The sequence below is a fragment of the uncultured Adlercreutzia sp. genome (genome assembly GCF_958431955.1).
Lineage (GTDB): Bacteria > Actinomycetota > Coriobacteriia > Coriobacteriales > Eggerthellaceae > Adlercreutzia.
On the sequence record NZ_CAUASN010000008.1, the window covers coordinates 48,278 to 65,673 of the forward strand.

General features: G+C 70.0%; 14 protein-coding genes. 4 read left to right on the forward strand and 10 right to left on the reverse strand.

The features are described from left to right. The first annotated feature begins 10 nt into the window (after positions 1-10). Genes Q5064_RS04110 through Q5064_RS04120 form a run of 3 tightly spaced genes read left to right on the forward strand, consistent with a single transcriptional unit; the run spans position 11 to position 3,967 of the window. The gene (locus Q5064_RS04110; RefSeq protein WP_302962502.1) at positions 11-733 is read left to right on the forward strand and encodes a response regulator transcription factor; all 723 of its coding nucleotides are present in this window, start codon (positions 11-13) and stop codon (positions 731-733) included. After that, positions 723-2,981: an ATP-binding protein gene (locus Q5064_RS04115; RefSeq protein ID WP_302962504.1), complete on the forward strand. Its 2,259-nt coding sequence runs from the start codon at positions 723-725 to the stop codon at positions 2,979-2,981. The genes Q5064_RS04110 and Q5064_RS04115 overlap by 11 nt, the downstream gene beginning before the upstream one ends. After that, the gene (locus Q5064_RS04120) at positions 2,978-3,967 is read left to right on the forward strand and encodes a diaminopimelate dehydrogenase (RefSeq protein ID WP_302962506.1); all 990 of its coding nucleotides are present in this window, start codon (positions 2,978-2,980) and stop codon (positions 3,965-3,967) included. The genes Q5064_RS04115 and Q5064_RS04120 overlap by 4 nt, the downstream gene beginning before the upstream one ends. A gap of 130 nt (positions 3,968-4,097) precedes the next feature. Here the strand turns inward: Q5064_RS04120 and Q5064_RS04125 are convergent, their stop codons facing one another. The 8 genes from Q5064_RS04125 to Q5064_RS04160 form a co-directional block, all read right to left on the reverse strand. Beyond that, positions 4,098-5,474: a dicarboxylate/amino acid:cation symporter gene (locus tag Q5064_RS04125; protein WP_302962508.1), complete on the reverse strand. Its 1,377-nt coding sequence runs from the start codon at positions 5,472-5,474 to the stop codon at positions 4,098-4,100. Between the two features lie 6 nt (positions 5,475-5,480). Next, positions 5,481-6,335, reverse strand: coding sequence for an NAD(P)-dependent oxidoreductase (locus Q5064_RS04130; protein WP_302962510.1), 855 nt, complete (start codon positions 6,333-6,335; stop codon positions 5,481-5,483). Positions 6,336-6,434: 99 nt separating this feature from the next. Next, positions 6,435-9,038, reverse strand: a complete 2,604-nt coding sequence (locus Q5064_RS04135; protein WP_302962511.1) for an acetyl-CoA carboxylase carboxyltransferase subunit alpha — start codon at positions 9,036-9,038, stop codon at positions 6,435-6,437. 37 nt (positions 9,039-9,075) lie between these two features. Continuing rightward, on the reverse strand, positions 9,076-9,525 hold the full coding sequence (gene fabZ / locus Q5064_RS04140) for a 3-hydroxyacyl-ACP dehydratase FabZ (RefSeq protein WP_302962513.1): 450 nt from the start codon (positions 9,523-9,525) through the stop codon (positions 9,076-9,078). A gap of 93 nt (positions 9,526-9,618) precedes the next feature. Next, complete coding sequence (fabF, locus tag Q5064_RS04145) at positions 9,619-10,902, reverse strand: beta-ketoacyl-ACP synthase II (protein ID WP_302962515.1); 1,284 nt, start codon at positions 10,900-10,902, stop codon at positions 9,619-9,621. Continuing rightward, complete coding sequence (gene fabG / locus Q5064_RS04150) at positions 10,899-11,657, reverse strand: 3-oxoacyl-[acyl-carrier-protein] reductase (protein ID WP_302962517.1); 759 nt, start codon at positions 11,655-11,657, stop codon at positions 10,899-10,901. Before fabG ends, fabF begins: the two co-directional genes overlap by 4 nt. Positions 11,658-11,664: 7 nt before the next feature. Then, positions 11,665-12,624, reverse strand: coding sequence for an ACP S-malonyltransferase (locus Q5064_RS04155; protein WP_302962519.1), 960 nt, complete (start codon positions 12,622-12,624; stop codon positions 11,665-11,667). A gap of 10 nt (positions 12,625-12,634) precedes the next feature. Next, positions 12,635-13,600, reverse strand: a complete 966-nt coding sequence (locus tag Q5064_RS04160) for a nitronate monooxygenase (protein WP_302962520.1) — start codon at positions 13,598-13,600, stop codon at positions 12,635-12,637. A 202-nt stretch (positions 13,601-13,802) separates the two neighbouring features. On the opposite strand from Q5064_RS04160, the gene Q5064_RS04165 reads away from it, so the two are divergent. Further along, positions 13,803-14,885 (forward strand): beta-ketoacyl-ACP synthase 3, encoded by a 1,083-nt coding sequence (locus Q5064_RS04165; RefSeq protein ID WP_302962522.1) that lies wholly within the window; start codon positions 13,803-13,805, stop codon positions 14,883-14,885. Between the two features lie 132 nt (positions 14,886-15,017). Here Q5064_RS04165 and Q5064_RS04170 read toward each other — a convergent pair whose 3' ends face one another. Together Q5064_RS04170 and Q5064_RS04175 are read right to left on the reverse strand one after the other, a co-directional pair. Next, a complete protein-coding gene (locus tag Q5064_RS04170; RefSeq protein ID WP_302962524.1) occupies positions 15,018-16,226 on the reverse strand; it encodes a CapA family protein in 1,209 nt (402 codons plus the stop codon). 12 nt (positions 16,227-16,238) lie between these two features. Next, positions 16,239-17,111, reverse strand: coding sequence for a hypothetical protein (locus Q5064_RS04175; protein WP_302962526.1), 873 nt, complete (start codon positions 17,109-17,111; stop codon positions 16,239-16,241). Between the last annotated feature and the right edge of the window lie 285 nt (positions 17,112-17,396).

Consider the following 17,396-nt stretch of genomic DNA (forward strand, 5'->3'; position numbering starts at 1 on the left):
CATGGGACCCATGGAGAAACGAGCGCACATATTGGTGGTCGACGACGAGCAGGCCATCGCCGATCTGGTCGTGAACCTGCTGGTGGCCGAGGGCATGGACGCCCTGGCCTGTTACAGCGGCCAAGCCGCCCTCGACATGCTCGCCCGCACCCCGTTCGATCTGGCCATCGTGGACATCATGATGCCCGGCATCGACGGCTTCGAGCTGTGCGTGCGCGCCCGCCAGATGCGCGACATTCCCGTCATCTTCCTCTCGGCGAAGGACGAGGAGGCCGACCAGGTGGTCGGGTTCACCCTGGGCGCCGAGGACTACGTGACCAAGCCCTTCCGCCCCCGCGAGCTCGTGGCCCGCGTGAAGGCGCGCCTGCGCCGCCGGGCCGCGGCGGCCGCGCCGGCCGACTCGACCCTCATCACGGTAGGGGCCATCGAGGTGGATCTGCGCACGCACCTGGCCACCCTGCACGGCGAGCCTCTGCACCTCACCCCCAAGGAGTTCGCCATCCTGGCCCTGCTCGCCCAGTCGGCCGGCTCCCCCGTGTCCGCGGCCGACCTGTTCGAGGGCGCCTGGCACGAGCGCTTCGACGACGCGGCCGCGAACACCGTCATGGTGCACATTCGCCGCCTGCGCAAGAAGCTCGCCGACATCGACGCCTCCTGCGCCTTCATCGAGACGGCCTGGGGCGTGGGCTACAAGCTGCGCGGCGGCCCCGGCACCGACGCCCATGGCGCTTAAGAGCGAGCAGGCGCGCGTGCTGCGCCGCCGCGTGCTCGGCGGCCTCATCCGAAACCTCGTCCTGTTCACCGGCGGATTCGCCCTCTTCTGCGCGGCCGCCCAGGCCTTCGTCGTGCCCGCGGTGGCCAACTACGTGGCCGACTCCACCTCCTCCTGGCGCGCCCTGCCCTCCTCCGAGCAGTTCCAGCAGATCATGGCCGACCAGGGCTTCCTGCAGAACCCCGACCTGTTCGACATCTGGGTGGCCGAGAGCGCCGATGCCGGCTACTCCACCGAGGCGGGCAGCGCCGCCAATATCCGAGACGAGCTGAACGAGCTGCAAGATGCCATCGCCGAGTACGCCTCCCTGGCCGCCAACCCCGAGACCGCCGAGGCGGCCGACGAGATCGCCCGCAAGAAGGCCGAGGAGCTCGGCCTGGTAGAAGACGTGGCCGACGCGAGCGCCAACGGCGCGGCGGCCGGCGAAGTGCCCGCCGACGGGAACGACGAGCTTGCCGTGCACGTCGAGGGCTACGGCGATGCCGGCACCGCTGAGGAAGGCACCGGCGGGAACGAGGCCGACTTTACCGCCGACTCCCCCATCGGCGATACGCCCGTGCCGCTCGTCAGCTACGAGACCATCCTCGCCAGCGAGGACATCGATCCGACCCAGGCCAGCGCCGCCCAGGCAAGGGCCGCCCTGCGCGTGTCGGCCTCCCTGCAGGAGCTGGGGCTGCACCTGTCAGTGCCCTCCGCGCTCATGCCGCCGGACACCACCGAGCAGACGGCCACGAAGATCCTCGTGGCGGCCGCCGTCATGGGCTACGGCCAGGCCGATCTGAACGTCATCCTGGAGAACGCCTACCGCCAATCCCAGGAGCAGGCCTTCGACGCATGGCTGCCGCTCACGCCCGCCGAGGAGGCCAAGATGCTCGGCATCAACGACGAGCATCCCGTCTGGCAGATCACCCAGGCCGAAAACGGCGCCTACTCCATGCGCGACGTGTCGTTCTACACCTTCGTGAAGTCGTTCAAGCTGCCGCTCGTCGCCGTCTCCTTCGTGGCGGGGTGGCTCTTCATCATCTTCCGGTCGTTGAACAAATCGCTGCGCTACTTCGACGAGCTGTCGGGGGCCGTGGGCACCCTGCTCGCCGACAAGGAGGCCCCCATCGAGCTGCCGCCCGATTTGTCCATCGCCCGCAACGAGCTGACGGTCATCCGCTCCCAGTCGCTCGCCGACGAGCGGGCCGCCCATGCCGCCGAGCAGCGCAAGAACGAGCTCGTGGCCTATCTGGCCCACGACATCCGCACGCCGCTCACCTCGGTGCTGGGATACCTCGACCTGCTGCGCGAGACCACCGACCTGCCGCGGGACACCCTGCGCAAGTACGCCGACATCGCCTATACCAAAGCCGAGCGCTTGGAGCAGCTCATCAACGAGTTCTTCGAGATCACCCGCTACAACCTGTCGGCCATCCCCATCGAGCGCGAGACGGTGGGCGTGCGCCTGTTCTGCCAGCAGGTGGCCGAGGCCTTCTTCCCCGAGGCCACGGCCCGCAACATCCGCATCTCCATCGACGTGGCCGGCGCCGACACCTTCTTCGTGGATCCCGACAAACTGGCCCGCGCGCTCGGCAACGTGCTGCGCAACGCCGTGGCCTACGCCGACGCGAACTCCACCATCGCGCTGGCCGCCCGCCAGGACGCGCACTTCACCACCATCACCGTGGCCAACCGCGGCCGCGAGATATCCGAGGCCCACCTGGAGTCCATCTTCGAGAAGTTCTACCGCGCCGACGGGGCCCGCACCACGCGCTCGGGCGGGGCGGGGCTCGGCCTGGCCATCGCCCGCGAGATCGTCGTGGCCCACCAGGGCGACATCGAGGCGGCGAGCGAGCACGGCATCACCGTGTTCACCCTGCGCATCCCCACCCGCGGCGAGGCGGGCGCGCCCGACGTCCTCACCGGCTCCGGAGCCACCGGGGCGCTCTCCCGGCCGCCCCTGAACGCCGCGCCCGAGACCGGCCGCCGGGCCGGCCGCACCGCCTCCCCGCGCACCTCCGCCGCACAGGCCGGCAGGGGAAGCCGTGCCGCATCCGAGCGCGCTTCCGTCCCCGCCCGCACCTCCGGCGAGCGGGCCGTGCCGAGGCGAAGCGGGACGGCTCCGTTAAAACCTCGTTACACCGCGGGCCCCTCCGCGCCTACCGCTTCGCGCATGAACGATAATAGGCCCCGTTCCAGAAGCAGACACGCAAGGAGGCAACCTTGAACCCCATTCGCATTGGCATCCTCGGCTACGGCAACCTCGGACGCGGCGTTGAGCTCGCCTGCGCCGCCAACCCCGATACCGAGCTGGTCGGCGTGTTCACGCGCCGCAACCCGGCCGACGTGCACCCCTACGGCGAGAACGTGGCCGTGTGGAGCGCCGACGAGCTGGCTGATCACACCGACGACATCGACGTGCTCGTGCTCGCCGGCGGCAGCGCCACCGACCTGCCCGAGCAGACCCCGGCCGCCGCGCGCCTGTACAACGTGGTGGACTCCTTCGACACCCACGCGAACATCCCCGAGCACTTCGCCGCCGTGGACGCGGCCGCCCGCGAGACGGGGCATGTGGCCGTCATCTCCGTCGGCTGGGATCCGGGCATGTTCTCGGTGTCGCGCGTGTACGCGAACGCCATCATGCCCAACGGCGCCGACTACACCTTCTGGGGCCGCGGCGTGTCCCAGGGCCACTCCGACGCCATCCGCCGCATCCCCGGCGTGGTGGACGCGCGCCAGTACACCGTGCCCGTGCCCGCGGCGCTCGAGGCCGTGCGTTCCGGCGCGAACCCCGAGCTGACCACGCGCCAGAAGCACACCCGCGAGTGCTTCGTCGTGGCCGCCGACGGCGCCGACACCGCCGCCATCGAAGAGGCCATCGTGACCATGCCGAACTACTTCGCTGACTACGACACCACGGTCACCTTCATCACCCAGGAGGAGCTCGACCGCGATCACGCCGGCATCCCCCACGGCGGCTCGGTTATCCGCACCGGCACCACCGGCGAAAACGGCGAGAACACTCACGTGATCGAGTACTCCCTGAAGCTCGATTCCAACCCCGAGTTCACCGGCAGCGTGCTCGTGGCCTGCGCCCGCGCCTGCGCCCGCATGGCCGCCGCCGACGAGACCGGCTGCCGCACCATCTTCGACATCGCCCCGGCGCTGCTCTCGCCCCTCGCGCCCGAGGAGCTGCGCGCGACGATGCTGTAGGCCGCGGCACGATCGGCACGCAGCCCGCACTCCGCGGACGCGCGCCCGCGCCAGCACCATTTCGACACCAACCCAACGCTCCTTAGCGGGTCACCTCTCCAGGCGGCCCGCTTTCTCTTTCGCGCGACGCCTACTGGCGCACGGAAAGGCGCACGTCGTCCACTTCGCTGCCGGCATCGGGGTCGCGGAACACCGCACGGTCCACGCGCCCCGCCTGGGCCGCCACGATGGAAGTGACCACGGCATCGCCCGTGATGTTCACCGCCGTGCGGCACATGTCCAGGATGCGGTCGATGCCCATGATGAGCGCCACGCCCTCCAGCGGCAGCCCCACGGCGTTGAACACCATGGACAGCGTGATGAGCCCCACCGAGGGCACCCCGGCGGTGCCGATGGAGGCCAACGTAGCCGTGGCGATGACAGTGGCGTACTCCGCCGGCCCCAAGGGCACGCCGAACAGCTGGGCGGTGAACACCACGGCCACCCCCTGCATGATGGCGGTGCCGTCCATGTTGATGGTGGCGCCGAGCGGAATAGTGAACGACGAGATGCGCCGGTCCACGCCCATCTTCTTCTCCAGGGTCTCGATGTTCAAGGGGATGGTGGCGTTCGAGGTGGCCGTGGAGAAGCCGAAGGCGGCCACCGAGAAGAACTTCCGCAGGAACATGAGCGGGCTCATGCGGGCGAACACCCAAAGGAGCACCATGTAGGTCACGCCCAGCTGCAGCGCGAGGGCCAAAACCACCCCGCCCATATACTTCAGCATGGGCACGAAGGCCTCGAAGCCCACGTTGGCGAAGGTGCGCGCGAGCAGGCAGAACACGCCGAGGGGCGCCACCTTCATCACGAGCGAGGTCATCTCCATCATGATGTCGTTGAACTGCACGAAGAAGCTGTGCACCGTCTCCACGCGCCGCCCGAGGCGCGCGAGCACGATGCCCACGAACAGGGCGAAGAAGATGAGCGGCAGCATATCTCCCGAGGCGAGCGCGGCCACGGGGTTGCTCGGGATGATGCCGAGCAGGGTGTCGGCGGTGTTCGTCTCGGCCGCCTCGTCGAGCGGGGCCGCGTCGGGGGCGGGCGTGCCGAGGGCCGACATGTCCACCCCTTCCCCGGGGTTGATGAGGTTGCCCACGGCCAAAGCCAGCGTGATGGCCACCGCCGTGGTGAGCAGGTACAGAAGCAGCGTCTTCACGCCCACCGAACCCAAGGTCTTCGTGTCGATGGCCGCCGCGCCGCACACGATGGAGCAGAACACGAGCGGCACCACGAGCATCTGCATGAGCCGGATGAAGCCCTGGCCCACGAGGTAGAACACGCCGCCTACCAGGATATCGTCGCGCACGGCGCCGGCGGGCACCACGTAGTGCAGCGCCACGCCGCACAAAAGCCCTAGCACAAGCGCCAGAAGGATCTGGCTCGTAAGCCCGAGGCGCGGCCGGCGGCGCGGGCCCTTCCCGAGCTCGTCGGGTTCCTCGGCCGGTTGCAGGTGGTTGGTGAACTCCATGGCGCGCTACCTTGCCAGAAGGTCGTGGGCGGCCAGGTAATCGCGCACATCGTCCTGCCAGGCGGGCATGGCGAAGATGCCCGTCATGGTGAGCATGAGGTTCGCAAGGCGCACGGTGCGCGCGGCCGCCGGGTCGCTCTCGGGCACGAGGCAGCCCTCGGGAAGGCCCGTCAGGCGCAGCACCTCGCGGGCGAAGTCGTAGCGGCTCGTCACGCCTGTATCGGCGGCGTGGAACAGCCCGTATTCCTCGCTCTCGATGAGCGCCACGATGCAGGCGGCGAGCGTCGTCACCGAGGTGGGCGAGGCGAGCTGGTCGGTGGTCACGGGGAAGGGCGTGTTCGTGCGGGCGGCCATGAGCAGCGAATCGAGCCAATAGCCGGGCTCGGCGCCGTAGATCCAGTCGGAGCGCACGATGACGTGTTTGGGGTTCAGCTCGCGCACGAAGTTCTCACCGGCGATCTTCGACTTGGCGCATACGCTCTCGCGCGGCAGCGTCGCATCGAACTCGTTGCGCTCGCTGCCCTGGTCGGCGAACACGTCGTCGCAGGTCAGCTGCACGATGGAAGCGCCGACCGACCAGGCGGCGGCCGCCAGGTTGCGCGCGCCCATGGCGTTCACGCGGTAGGCCTGCACGGGATCTTGCTCGCAGGCGGCCTCGTCGGCCATGGCGGCGCAGTTGATGACGATGTTGGGCCGGTTGACGGACACGTACTGGAGCACCGCCTCGTGGTCGGTCACGTCCAGCTCGGTGTCGGTGGTGGTGATGAGGTAGTCGCCGTGGTCGAGCAGGCGCTCCACGGCCTGCCCCACCCGCCCCGAGGCGCCGGCGATCCAGATAACCTTGCGCGGTCCCATATGCATAGCTGCTCCCATCGACGAACGGTGCCGAAAAGCCAGCATAGAACAGCGGGCCGCCCCCGAGGGAGCGGCCCGCAAATACGTTTCTGGGAGGTAACCGGCCTAGAACTTCGCAAAGCGCTCCTGGCGCTGGGCGATGAGCTCGTCGGGGGTCAGGTCGGCCAGTTCCTTGTAGGCCTCGCGCACGTAGTCGCGCACGGCCTCCACGGCTTCCTCGGGGTTCTCGTGGGCCGGGCCCTCCCCCTCCGAGATGACCGCATCGATGATGCCGCCCTCGAAGACCGCGCGGGCGTTCATCTTCATCACCTCGGCGGCCTCGGGCGCGCGCTTGCCGTCCTTCCACAGAATGGAGGCGAAGCCCTCCGGCGAGAGCACCGAGTACACCGCGTGCTCCTGCATGGCCACGCGGTTGCTCACGGCGAGGGCCAAGGCCCCGCCGGACCCGCCCTCGCCCAGAAGCACGCTCACCACCGGCACCCGAAGGCCGGCCATGGCCACCAGGTTGTCGGCGATGGCGTTGCCCTGGCCGCGCTCCTCGGCCTCGGTGCCGCAGAAGGCGCCCTGGGTGTCCACCAGGCACAGAATGGGCCGCCCGAACTTCTCGGCCTCGCGCATGAGGCGCAGCGACTTGCGGTAGCCCTCGGGCTGGGGGCAGCCGAAGTTGCGGGCCACGCGATCGGCCAAATTCACGCCCTTCTCCTGGGCGATGACCGTCACCGGGTGCCCCGAGATCCAGCCCACGCCGGCCAGAATGGCCCCGTCGTCGGCGAAGGCGCGGTCGCCGTGCAGCTCGATGAAGCCCTCCACGATGCCGTCGATGTAGCGGCGCGCCGTGGGACGGTGCACGTTGCGGGCGATCTGCACGCTCTCCCAGGCGCTGCCGGCTGCGGCCTCGCCCTCGATGCCCGCCCGGCGCGCCTCGCGGCGGGCATGGCGGTCCAGCTCGCGGCGGTCGGCCTCCTCGGCGGCCTCGGGGTCGGTCTCGCCGCCCCGCAGCAGGCCGCCCACCACCGGCACCGACTCGGCCAGGTTGCGGAAAAACCCGCTCGCGGCCTCCTCGGCGCGCAGGCGCTCGCCGGCCATGCGGGCCTCGGGCGCCACCGACACGGTGCCGTAGGCGCCCGCGCCCACCTTGAGGGCATCCATCACGCTGTGGTAGGTGACGACCCGCTCGGCGCCGCTCGGCGCGTGCAGGGCCAGAAGCTGGGCGAGCACCGCGCGCATCTGCGAGCGCTCCACGATAGCGTCGATGAGCCCGTGCTCCAGAGCGAACTCGGCGGTCTGGAAGCCCTCGGGCAGCTCCTGCTTGATGGTGTCGCGGATGACGCGCTGGCCTGCAAAGCCGATGAGTGCGCCCGGCTCGGCCAATACGATATCGCCCTGCATGGCAAACGACGCCGTCACGCCGCCGGTGGTGGGATCGGTCAGCACCGTGATGAAGGGCAGGTGCGCCCGGCCGAGGCGCTCCACGGCGCAGGACACCTTCGCCATCTGCATGAGCGAGGTGAGCCCCTCCTGCATGCGGGCGCCGCCCGAGGCGCAGAACACCACCACGGGCAGTTCCTCGTCGATGGCGCGGTCAATGAGCGCGGCCACCTTCTCGCCCACCACATGCCCCATGGACCCCATGAAGAAGCCCGACTCCATCACGCCGATGGCCACGGGCAGCCCGGCAATGGCCGCCCGCCCGGTGCGCACGGCCTCCTGAAGCCCGCTCTTCTCGCGCTGGTCGGCGATCTTCTCGGGATAGCCCGGGAACGCCAGCGGGTCGGAATCGGGCATCTGGGCGTTCCACTCCTCGAAGGAGCCCGCATCCACCGTGAGGGCGAGCCGCTCGTCGGAGCGCAGGCGCTGCAGGGTGCCGCAGGCCGGGCAGGTGAAGCCCTCGGCGATGATCTCCTCCTTGTCGAAGAAGAGTTTGCAGGCGTGGCAGCGCCGCCAGTGGGTGGGGCCCTCGTCATCGTCGTCGAGGGCAGGGGCGCTCTGCTCCCAGGGGGCGGCGGCAGGGGCGCTCGGCGCCTCGGCGGGCAGCAGCTCCACCCAGCCCATGAGCTGGGTGCCCTCGGCGGCCGGGGCGAACACGCGCAGGCCGCGCTTGCGGGCATGGCGCAGGAAGTACTGGTCCTCGGCCAGAGCCGCGGTGGGGCTATCGAGGAAGATGAGGGCCGCGCCGCACTCCTTGGCCGCCGACAGCACCGTGTAGATGTTGCCCGCCAGCTGGTCGGCGCTCACCGCCGGCGTGGTGTTGCCCAGGTTGTAGGTAGGCAGCTGGCGGCGGGCGAAGCCGTCGAGCGAGCGGTTGTCCACGGTGGCAAACACCACGTCGAGCCCGGCTTGCTCCATGGGGCCCACGAAGGCCCGGGCGTTCTTGCCTGAGGCCACCACGAGCGCCCGGGGGCGGGCGGCCGCATCAGGGCTCACGGCGAAGTCGTCGCCAATGGTGGAGCGCGTGTAGCGGGCCACATCGAGCGTGGCCTCCTCGGGATCGGCCGGCTCCTCGCGCTGGGCCGGGGCGATGAGCGCCGCGGCGTTCTCGGGCAGCGCGCTCGCTGCATCCGCGATGGCGTCCAGAGCGTAGGCCACCGCCGCCTTCAGGGACGCGCCCTCGGCGGCTTCGGGCGCAGGCGACGCCGTGCCGGCCCCCTCGTCGGCCACCAGACGCCCCTCGGCGTCGAAGCTGATGTACTTGGATCCCGCTTTAGCCATGTTCGACCTCTATCCTGCCAACGACCCGCGCACGGGGCTAGGCCAGCACGTACTTCTGGGTGGCCGTGGCACACACCTCGCCCGCCACCGATGCCTCCACCTCGGCCACCACGAGCCGCTTGGACGACTTCACGATGCGCCCCTTCAAAGTGAGCACGTCGCCGGGTGCCACCTGACGGCGGAACTTCGCGCCGTCGATGCCGGCGAGAAACCCGATGTGCCCGCGCAGCTCGGGCGCCTGCAACATGGCGATGGAAGCCGCCTGGGCGAGCGCCTCCATGATGATGACCCCCGGCAGCACCGGGTGGTCGGGGAAGTGCCCGCGGAAAATATCCAGATCGGCCGGCACGTCCAACTCGGCTTCGATGGACTGCCCGGGTTCCACGGCCACCACCCGGCTCACCCACACGAACGGGTCGCGGTGCGGCAGGATGGTCTCTATCACGTCGCGGCCCCAGGGCAGCGGGGCGAGCGTCTCCTCAGCCATGCTCGTATCCTTTCCTCGGCGGCCCGGCGGCATGCGCCTCGGGGCCGCATCGTGCACAAAGGGCGCGCCCGGCCGGACGCGCCCCGAAGCTTCCTAGTCGCGGTAGGGCGAGAACGCCAGCGCCGCGTTGTGACCGCCGAAGCCGAGCGACGTGGACAGCGCCACCTTCTGGGGGTAGTCGGTCACAGCCTCGGTGACCACAGCCACCGGGCAGTCCTCGGCCGCCTCGGCGAAGCCGGCCGTGGGCGGCACCGCGTCGCGGGCCACCGACAGGGCGCACACGATGGCCTCCACCGCGCCGGCGGCGCCGAGCATGTGGCCCGTGGTGCCCTTGATGGAGGTGACGGGCACCGCGGCGGCCTCCTCCTCGCCGCCCATGAGGCCCGCGAGCGCCTTGGACTCCGTGGCGTCATTGGCCGGAGTACCGGTGCCGTGGGCGTTCAGATGGCCCAAGTCGGCCGGGGTGAAGCCGCCCTCGGCCAGGGCGGCGGCCATGGCGGCCGTGATGGCCGTGGCCTCCGGGTCGGGCGCAGTCATGTGGTAGGCGTCCCCCGTGGACCCGAAGCCGGTGATCTCGGCGATGGGCTCCGCCCCGCGGGCAAGGGCGCTCTCCAGCGATTCGATGACGAGCGCGCCGGCGCCCTCACCGGCCACGAAGCCGCCGCGACGGGCATCGAAGGGAAGGGACGCCTGAGCCGGGTCCTCGGCGCGGGTCAGCGCCGACAGGTTCGTGAAGCCGGCGATGCAGATGGGGCTCACCGACTCCTCGGTGCCGCCCACGAGCGCCGCGTCGATGTAGCCGTGGCGAATGTCGCGCAGAGCGGTGCCGATGCAGTGGGCGCCCGTGGCGCAGGCCGTCACCACGTTCAGGCACTCACCGCGCATGCCGTAGCGGATGGCCAGGTTGCCCGCGGCGATGTTCCCGATCATCGTGGGGATGAACAGCGGGTTCACGCGCTTGGGGCCCTTCTCCTCCAGGGTGGCGAAGCTCTTCTGCAGCTCGTCGATGCCGCCGATGCCCGTGCCGAACACCACGGCGATGCGGTCGCGGTTCTCGTCGGTCACCTCCAGGCCGGACTGGGCCAGAGCCTCGTCGGCGGCCACGATGGCGTACTGCACGAAGCGCTCGAAGCGGCGCGCCTCCTTCTTGGAAAGGCCGTGTTCGGTGCCGTCGAAGTCGCGCACCTCGGCGGCGATGTGCACCTCGTAGTCGGTCGTGTCGAAGCGCTCGATGGGCGCGATGCAGCAACCGCGCTCCATGAGCGTGTTCCACAAGGGCTCCACGCCCACGCCGGCGGGCGTCACCGCGCCCACGCCGGTGATGACCACGCGGTGGGTGCCGTCGGGACGGCGGGTGCTCACGTTCTCGTTCGTCATAGGGACATTCCTCCGTCCACGCAGATAACCTGACCGGTAATGTAGGACGCCTCGTCCGAGGCGAGGAAGCGCACCAGATGCGCGATGTCGGCCGGCTCGCCCAAGCGCCCGCTGCCGATGCGGCCCACGATGGCCTCCTTCTGGCTGTCGGAGAGCGCGTCGGTCATGTCGGTGGCGATGAAGCCGGGGGCCACGGCGTTGGCCGTGATGTTGCGGCGCGCGAGCTCCTTGGCGAGGGTCTTGGTCATGCCGATGACGCCGGCCTTGGAGGCGGCGTAGTTCACCTGGCCGGCATTGCCGTACACACCCACCACGCTCGACAGGTTCACGATGCGGCCCCAGCGCTGCTTCATCATCACCTTGGCGGCAGCGCGGCAGCAGTGGAAGGTGCCCTTCAGGTTGATGTCGATGACGGCGTCGAAGTCGGCGTCGCTCATGCGGGCGGCCAAGCCGTCGCGGGTGATGCCGGCGTTGTTCACGAGCACGTCCACACGCCCGAAGGCCTCCATGGCGGCGTCGATGAGCGCGTTAGCCTCGGCCTCGTCGGCCACGTTGGCGGCCACGGCCACCGCTTCCACACCGAACTCGCCGGCGATCTCGGCGGCCAGGGCCTCGGCGGCCGGCAGGCTCTTCGCAGACGAGCTGTTCACCACCACGTTCATGCCGGCACTCGCCAGCTCGCGGGCGATCTCGCGCCCGATGCCGCGGGTGGAACCGGTCACGACGGCGGCGCGGCGCTCCTGGGTCTCAGTCATAGATCTCCTACTTTCCGTATTCCTCGATAAAGGCGTCGAAGCCGGCGCGATCCTGCACGGCCGCGCGCGGGGCGGCGCGGTCGATGCGCTTCACCAGGTTGGCGAGCACGCCGCCGAAGCCCACTTCGGCGAACATCTGCGCGCCGGCGGCCTGCAGCTTCGCCACGCTCGCCTCGAACTGCACGGGCGAGGTGAGGTGGGCCACAAGCTCCGCCCGAGCACTGTCGGCAGCGAGCGGCGCGGCCTGCACATTGCCGATGACGGGCACGGCCGAATCGCGGAAGTCCACGCCGGCCAGATAGGCGGCGAAGGGCTCGGCCGCACTTGCCATGAGCGGGCTGTGGAAACCGCCGGAGGTGGCCAGACGCGAGAAGCGGCCCTTGCGGGCGGCCCAGGCCTCCTCGGCACGCGCGACAGCCGCGGGCGTACCGGCGATGACGATCTGGGCGCCGCCGTTCAGGTTAGCGGGCACGAGCACCTCGCCCTCGGCGCACGCCGCGCACAGCTCCTCGGCCTCGGGCAGCGTCACCTTCAGAAGGGCGCTCATCACGCCGGGGTTCGCATCGGCCGCCTCGCCCATGAGGCGGCTCCGCTCAGCGATGAGCGCGAAGGCGGCCTCCTCGGCGAGCATGCCGCCGAGCACCATGGCGGAAATCTGCCCGAGGGAGAACCCGAGCAGCGCATCCGGCACGATGCCGCGGGCCGCAAGCGCCTGCCCGATGCCGATGGACAGCGCGCTGATGGCGATCTGCGCATTGCGGGTATCGTTCAGCTCGTCGGCGTCGGCCTCGCGCACGAGGGCGGCTACGTCGCGCCCGAGCACGTCGGAAGCGCATTCGAAAGTGGCCGTCACCTCGGGGATGTCCAGCAGATCGGCGCCCATGCCGGGCTTCTGCGAACCTTGGCCCGAGGCCATGAACACCAAACCGCGCGAACCCAAGGGCTCCAAGGGAGTCTCGTCGATCATCGGTGCCCCCTTACGCGCGCTCGCGGCGGCTGTTCAGGGCCGCGAGCTCGTCCAGGGAGCGGCCCGCGAGCGCCTCGGCCTCGCGCACCATGTCCCGAATCACGGCCGCCGCCGTGCCGCGCTCGGTCACAAGCGCCGCCACCTGGCCGGCCATGACCGAGCCGTTCTCCACGTCGCCGGCCACCGCGCGAGCGAGCGAGCCGGCGTACATGCCCTCCAGCTCCTCGCCGCTTTTCGCCGCCATCTCCATCTTGCGGCACTCGCGGGCGAACTTGTTCTTCAGGCCGCGCACGGGATGCCCCGTGCCGCGCCCGGTGACGATGGTGTCGGAGTCCTTCGCGGAGAGCACCTTCTCCTTCCAGGCGTCATGCACGCCGCACTCCTCCACGGTGAGGAAGCGCGTGCCGCACTGCACACCCTCGGCGCCCAATGCGAAGGCGGCCAGCATGCCGCGACCGTCCGCGATGCCGCCGGCGCCGATGACGGGGATGGACACCGCCGCCGTGACCGCCGGGATGAGCGCCATGGTGGTCAGCTCGCCGATGTGGCCACCGGCTTCCGTGCCCTCGGCCACCACCGCGTCGGCGCCCAAGCGCTCCATGCGGGCCGCGAGCGCCGCCGATGCCACCACGGGCACCACCTTCACGCCGGCCTCCTTCCAGGCGGCCATGTAGTTGGCGGGGCTGCCGGCGCCGGTGGTGACCACTTCCACGCCCAGCTCGCACACCAGCTCGGCCACCTCGGCCGCCCGCGGGTCCATGAGCATCACGTTGATGCCGATGGGGTTGTCGGTAAGCGCGCGGGCCCGGGCCACCTCCTCGCGGATCCACTCGGGGCTCGCGCCGCCGCAGGCGATGATGCCCAGACCGCCCGCCGCGCTCACGGCACCGGCCAGGCCGCCGTCGGCGATGCGGGCCATGGCCCCCTGCACCACGGGGTACTCGATTCCCAACAGCTCGGTAATGCGGGTCTTCATGAAGCGTGCTCTCCTTCTCTCGCGGCGCCGCGCGCGTCTCGTCTCTGCTAAACTATCTGAGAAATCTTAAGGAATTTGCCTAAAAAACTGACTGCGCGTCTAAAATCTTCACCAAACATCTTATTGCTGATGGAGAAACTTGCCTTTTCCTGCAGGCAGTATCATAGCGCAGGAGCGGGCATTTGTCGGGAAAGGAACAGCTGTGGGCAGCGTAATTATCGGTTCGGGGAAGTCTTTGCCGGCGCGCATCGTCACCAACGACGAGCTCGGCCAGATCGTGGACACCACCGACGAGTGGATCGTGCCCCGCACGGGCATTCACACCCGCGCCATCGCCGTGCACGAGACCGGCACCGATCTGGGCGCCGAGACGGCGCTGCGGGCCCTCGGGCAGGCCGAGGGCGGCTGGCAGCGCGAAAAAGGCGCCATCGATGCGGCCTCCCTCGACATGATCATCTGCCCCACGATCACGCCGGACGCGGCCTTCCCCTCCCAGGCGGCCCTCATCCGCGAGCGCATCGGGGCCGTGAACGCGGTGTGCTACGACATGTCCTGCGCCTGCTCGGGCTGCGTGTACGGCACCTCCACCGCCGACATGCTGCTGGCCGCCTCCGCCGCCGACATCGCCGCCGCCGAGGCCGCGGGCCGCACGCCGCGCCGCAACCCCCTGCGCCGCATCCTGGTGGTGGCCACCGAGCGCCTCAGCCGCCTGGTAGACTGGGACGACCGCGCCACGTGCATCCTGTTCGGCGACGGCGCCGGCGCCGTGGTGATGGAGTGGCGCGACGACGAGGACGGCATGCTCTCCAGCTACATGGAGAACACCGACGACACCGACCGCGTGCTCCTGTGCGACAGCGCCTTCTGCGACCGCCCGCTGCCCTTCGACGCCGTGAGCGACGAGGCCGCGCGCGCAGCCGCCGAGACGCCCTGCGACCCCTACATGCGCATGGCCGGCCAGCCCGTGTTCAAGTTCGCCACCTCGGCCATGGTGCGCTGCATCGACGAGGCGCTCTCCCGCGCCCAGATCACGCCCGAGGACGTGGCGCTCTACGTGCCGCATCAGGCCAACGAGCGCATCATCCGCTACGCCGCGAAGAAGATGGGCATGCCCCTCGAGCGCTTCCAGGTGTCCATCGACCACACGGGCAACGTGTCGGGCGCGAGCGCCCTTATCGCCCTGAACGAGGCGCTTACGGAAGGAAAGCTCGCCGTCGGCGACATCGCGCTCATGGCCGGCTTCGGCGGTGGTCTCACCGCCGGCGCCTGCGCCTTCCGCATCTAGCATCCACCCCCACCCTCGTATCCTGCGCACAACGCGGTGAGTCGCTGAAGGGCCGACCGCGCCAGACGCCCTGAACGCATAAAGGCCCGCTCATCGAGCGGGCCTCTTCTGTTGATGGGCTATCGGCAGATCCTACTCCGCGCTCTCGTCCTCGGCGCCGGCCGAGGTGTCGTCACCCGTATCGGCCTGCGGCAGGTTGGCGGCCATCTGCGCGACGGCGTCGGCGGCCTCCTGGATCTTCGCGTCGATGCGCGCCTTCTCGTCGCCCTCGGCGATGGTGGGCTGGTAGGTGTTGCGGTCGTCCTCCGACGACACCGAGCAGGCGATGAAGTCCACGTCATTGTCCTTCGCCACCTCGTCGCCGGTCACCGTGAAGGTCTGCTGGAAGATCATGCAGTCCTTGTCCTCGGGGTTGGTGTTGCCGCCGAAGCAGAAGTTGCCCAGGCTGTACACGATGTAGCGGCCCTGGTAGACCTCCCAGCCCTGGATGACATGGGGATGCGCCCCCACCACCAGGTCGGCGCCGGCGTCGATGGCGGCCCGGCCCATGGCGAGCTGGTCCTCGGTAGGCTCGTAGTCGCGCTCGATGCCCCAATGCACGTACACCAGCACCAGCTGCGCACCCTCGGCGCGGGCCGCGGCGATGTTGTCGGTCATCTGCTTCTCGTTGTCGTCGCTATCCTCGGGGAAGTAGGCGCCCACCAGCGCCACTTTCACGCCCTTCACGTCGAAGTACGCGATGCGGTCGTAGCCGAAGGTCTTCACGTTGTCGCCCTCGAGGGCCTCGATGGTGTCGTTGTAGCCCTCGTCGCCGTAGTCGCCGGAGTGGTTGTTGGCCACCGAGGCGCCCTCGACCGATGCGGAGGAGAGGATCTTGCTGTACTCGGGCTTGCCGCGGAAGGCGAACTCCTTGTCGGCGCGCTCGCCGCCCTCCGTGAGCGCCCCCTCCATGTTCACGATGGTGAGGTCGTCGGCGCCGAACAGCTCGGCCACGTTCTGCAGGAAGTAGGCGGGATCCTCCACCTCGGCGTACTTGCTGTTGAAACTGCGCGAGCCGTCGAAGTTGATGTCGGACCCCAGCGTGCAGTCGCCGGCGAAGGTGACCGTCAGCGTCACGGGGGCCGGGGCCTCCTCGCCGCCCTCGGCCGGCGAGGCGGTGGCGCCGGGTGCCGCGGGGTCGCTCGACTGGCCGGCGGATGCGGCCGGCTCGGAAGCCGGCGTGCCGCCCTCCCCGGCCGAGGCCCGGCTCACCAGGGTGAAGCCGATGAAGGCCAGCTCGACGACGATGATGGCCAGGATGACGATTTTAAGCGGGGTCGGGCAGGTCGGTTTCGCGTACATGAGTTGCCTTTTCTAGAACACCACCAGGTAAATGACGATGGCGAGTAGTATAACAATGATGGGAACGGTCACCTTCAGGAAGGTAGGAACCCCGGCCAGCGGGCCCGCCGGCGCCCCGTAGTTGGCCCGACCGCTCATGACGCCCGAGAAGCCCACGTCGCTGGCGCGCGAGCCGCGCGGGCGCAGGGGCGCCGCCATGCCGTGGGCCGCGCCCGCATCGGGGGCGGCATCGAAGCCCTGGCCGGCGCGGCTGCGCCAGCTGGTGCGGGCCTCCACGGTGTCCACCATGGGGTCGTGGCGGTCCCGCTCGTCGCGGGAGTAGGACGAGATCTGGTGGCTCTCGTTGAAGGTGCGCGAGTCGATGCTGCCGCGCCCGTCGATGACCTCGCGGTTCAGCGCGCGGCCCCGGCGCGTCTCGGACAGGGCGTCGCGGGAGGCGCGGGCACGCTCGTAGCTCTCCATGGACGAGCGCGTCAGATCGTAGCTCTCCTGGGACGACAACGGGGGCACCACCCGAGTGCGCCGCGAGGTGGGAGCGCCCTGGGGGCCCTGGCCGCGGCGGGAGGCGCGGTCGGCGTCGCGCTGGGCGCGGTAGGCCTCCTGCTCGCGCTGCTGGGCCGCGAGCGCCTCCTGGCGGGCGGCGCGGTCGGCATCGCGCTGGGCCGCGCTGGCGGCCGTGGACTGGGCCTGCTGCTGGGAGCGCAGCCGCGCGTTGCGCGCGCGCATCTCATCTTGGGAGGCGTAGGACTGCAGAATGCTCTCGCGGGAGGGACGCGTGGTTATCTTGCCGCGCGACCCCTGCGCGGCCCGGGGAGCAGCGGGCGCCGTCTGCGGGTACTCGGGCGCGCCCTCGGGAGCGCCGTAATCGTCTTCGTAGGTTCCCATGGAGATCAACCTCTTGTTCGTCTGTCGTGCGTTTCGAGCTCGTTCGTAGGTGCGCTCGCGGCCTCGAGGCGCGGTCGCGCGGTTGCTTCCGTTGGAATTCTCAGCCGATACATTATAGGGGAAGCCGCCCAACCTGCCCAGCGAAACGCCCGCCCTCCGTGAATTTTCTACGGCCGCGCCCCCCGGCGGGACGGCAGCGGCCCTTCCCCTGCCGCTTGCGCGGTCTTCCCTCCTTCGTTTCTCCGCATTCGCGGGGGTTCCCATTTGCGCGGTGTCAACAAAGGC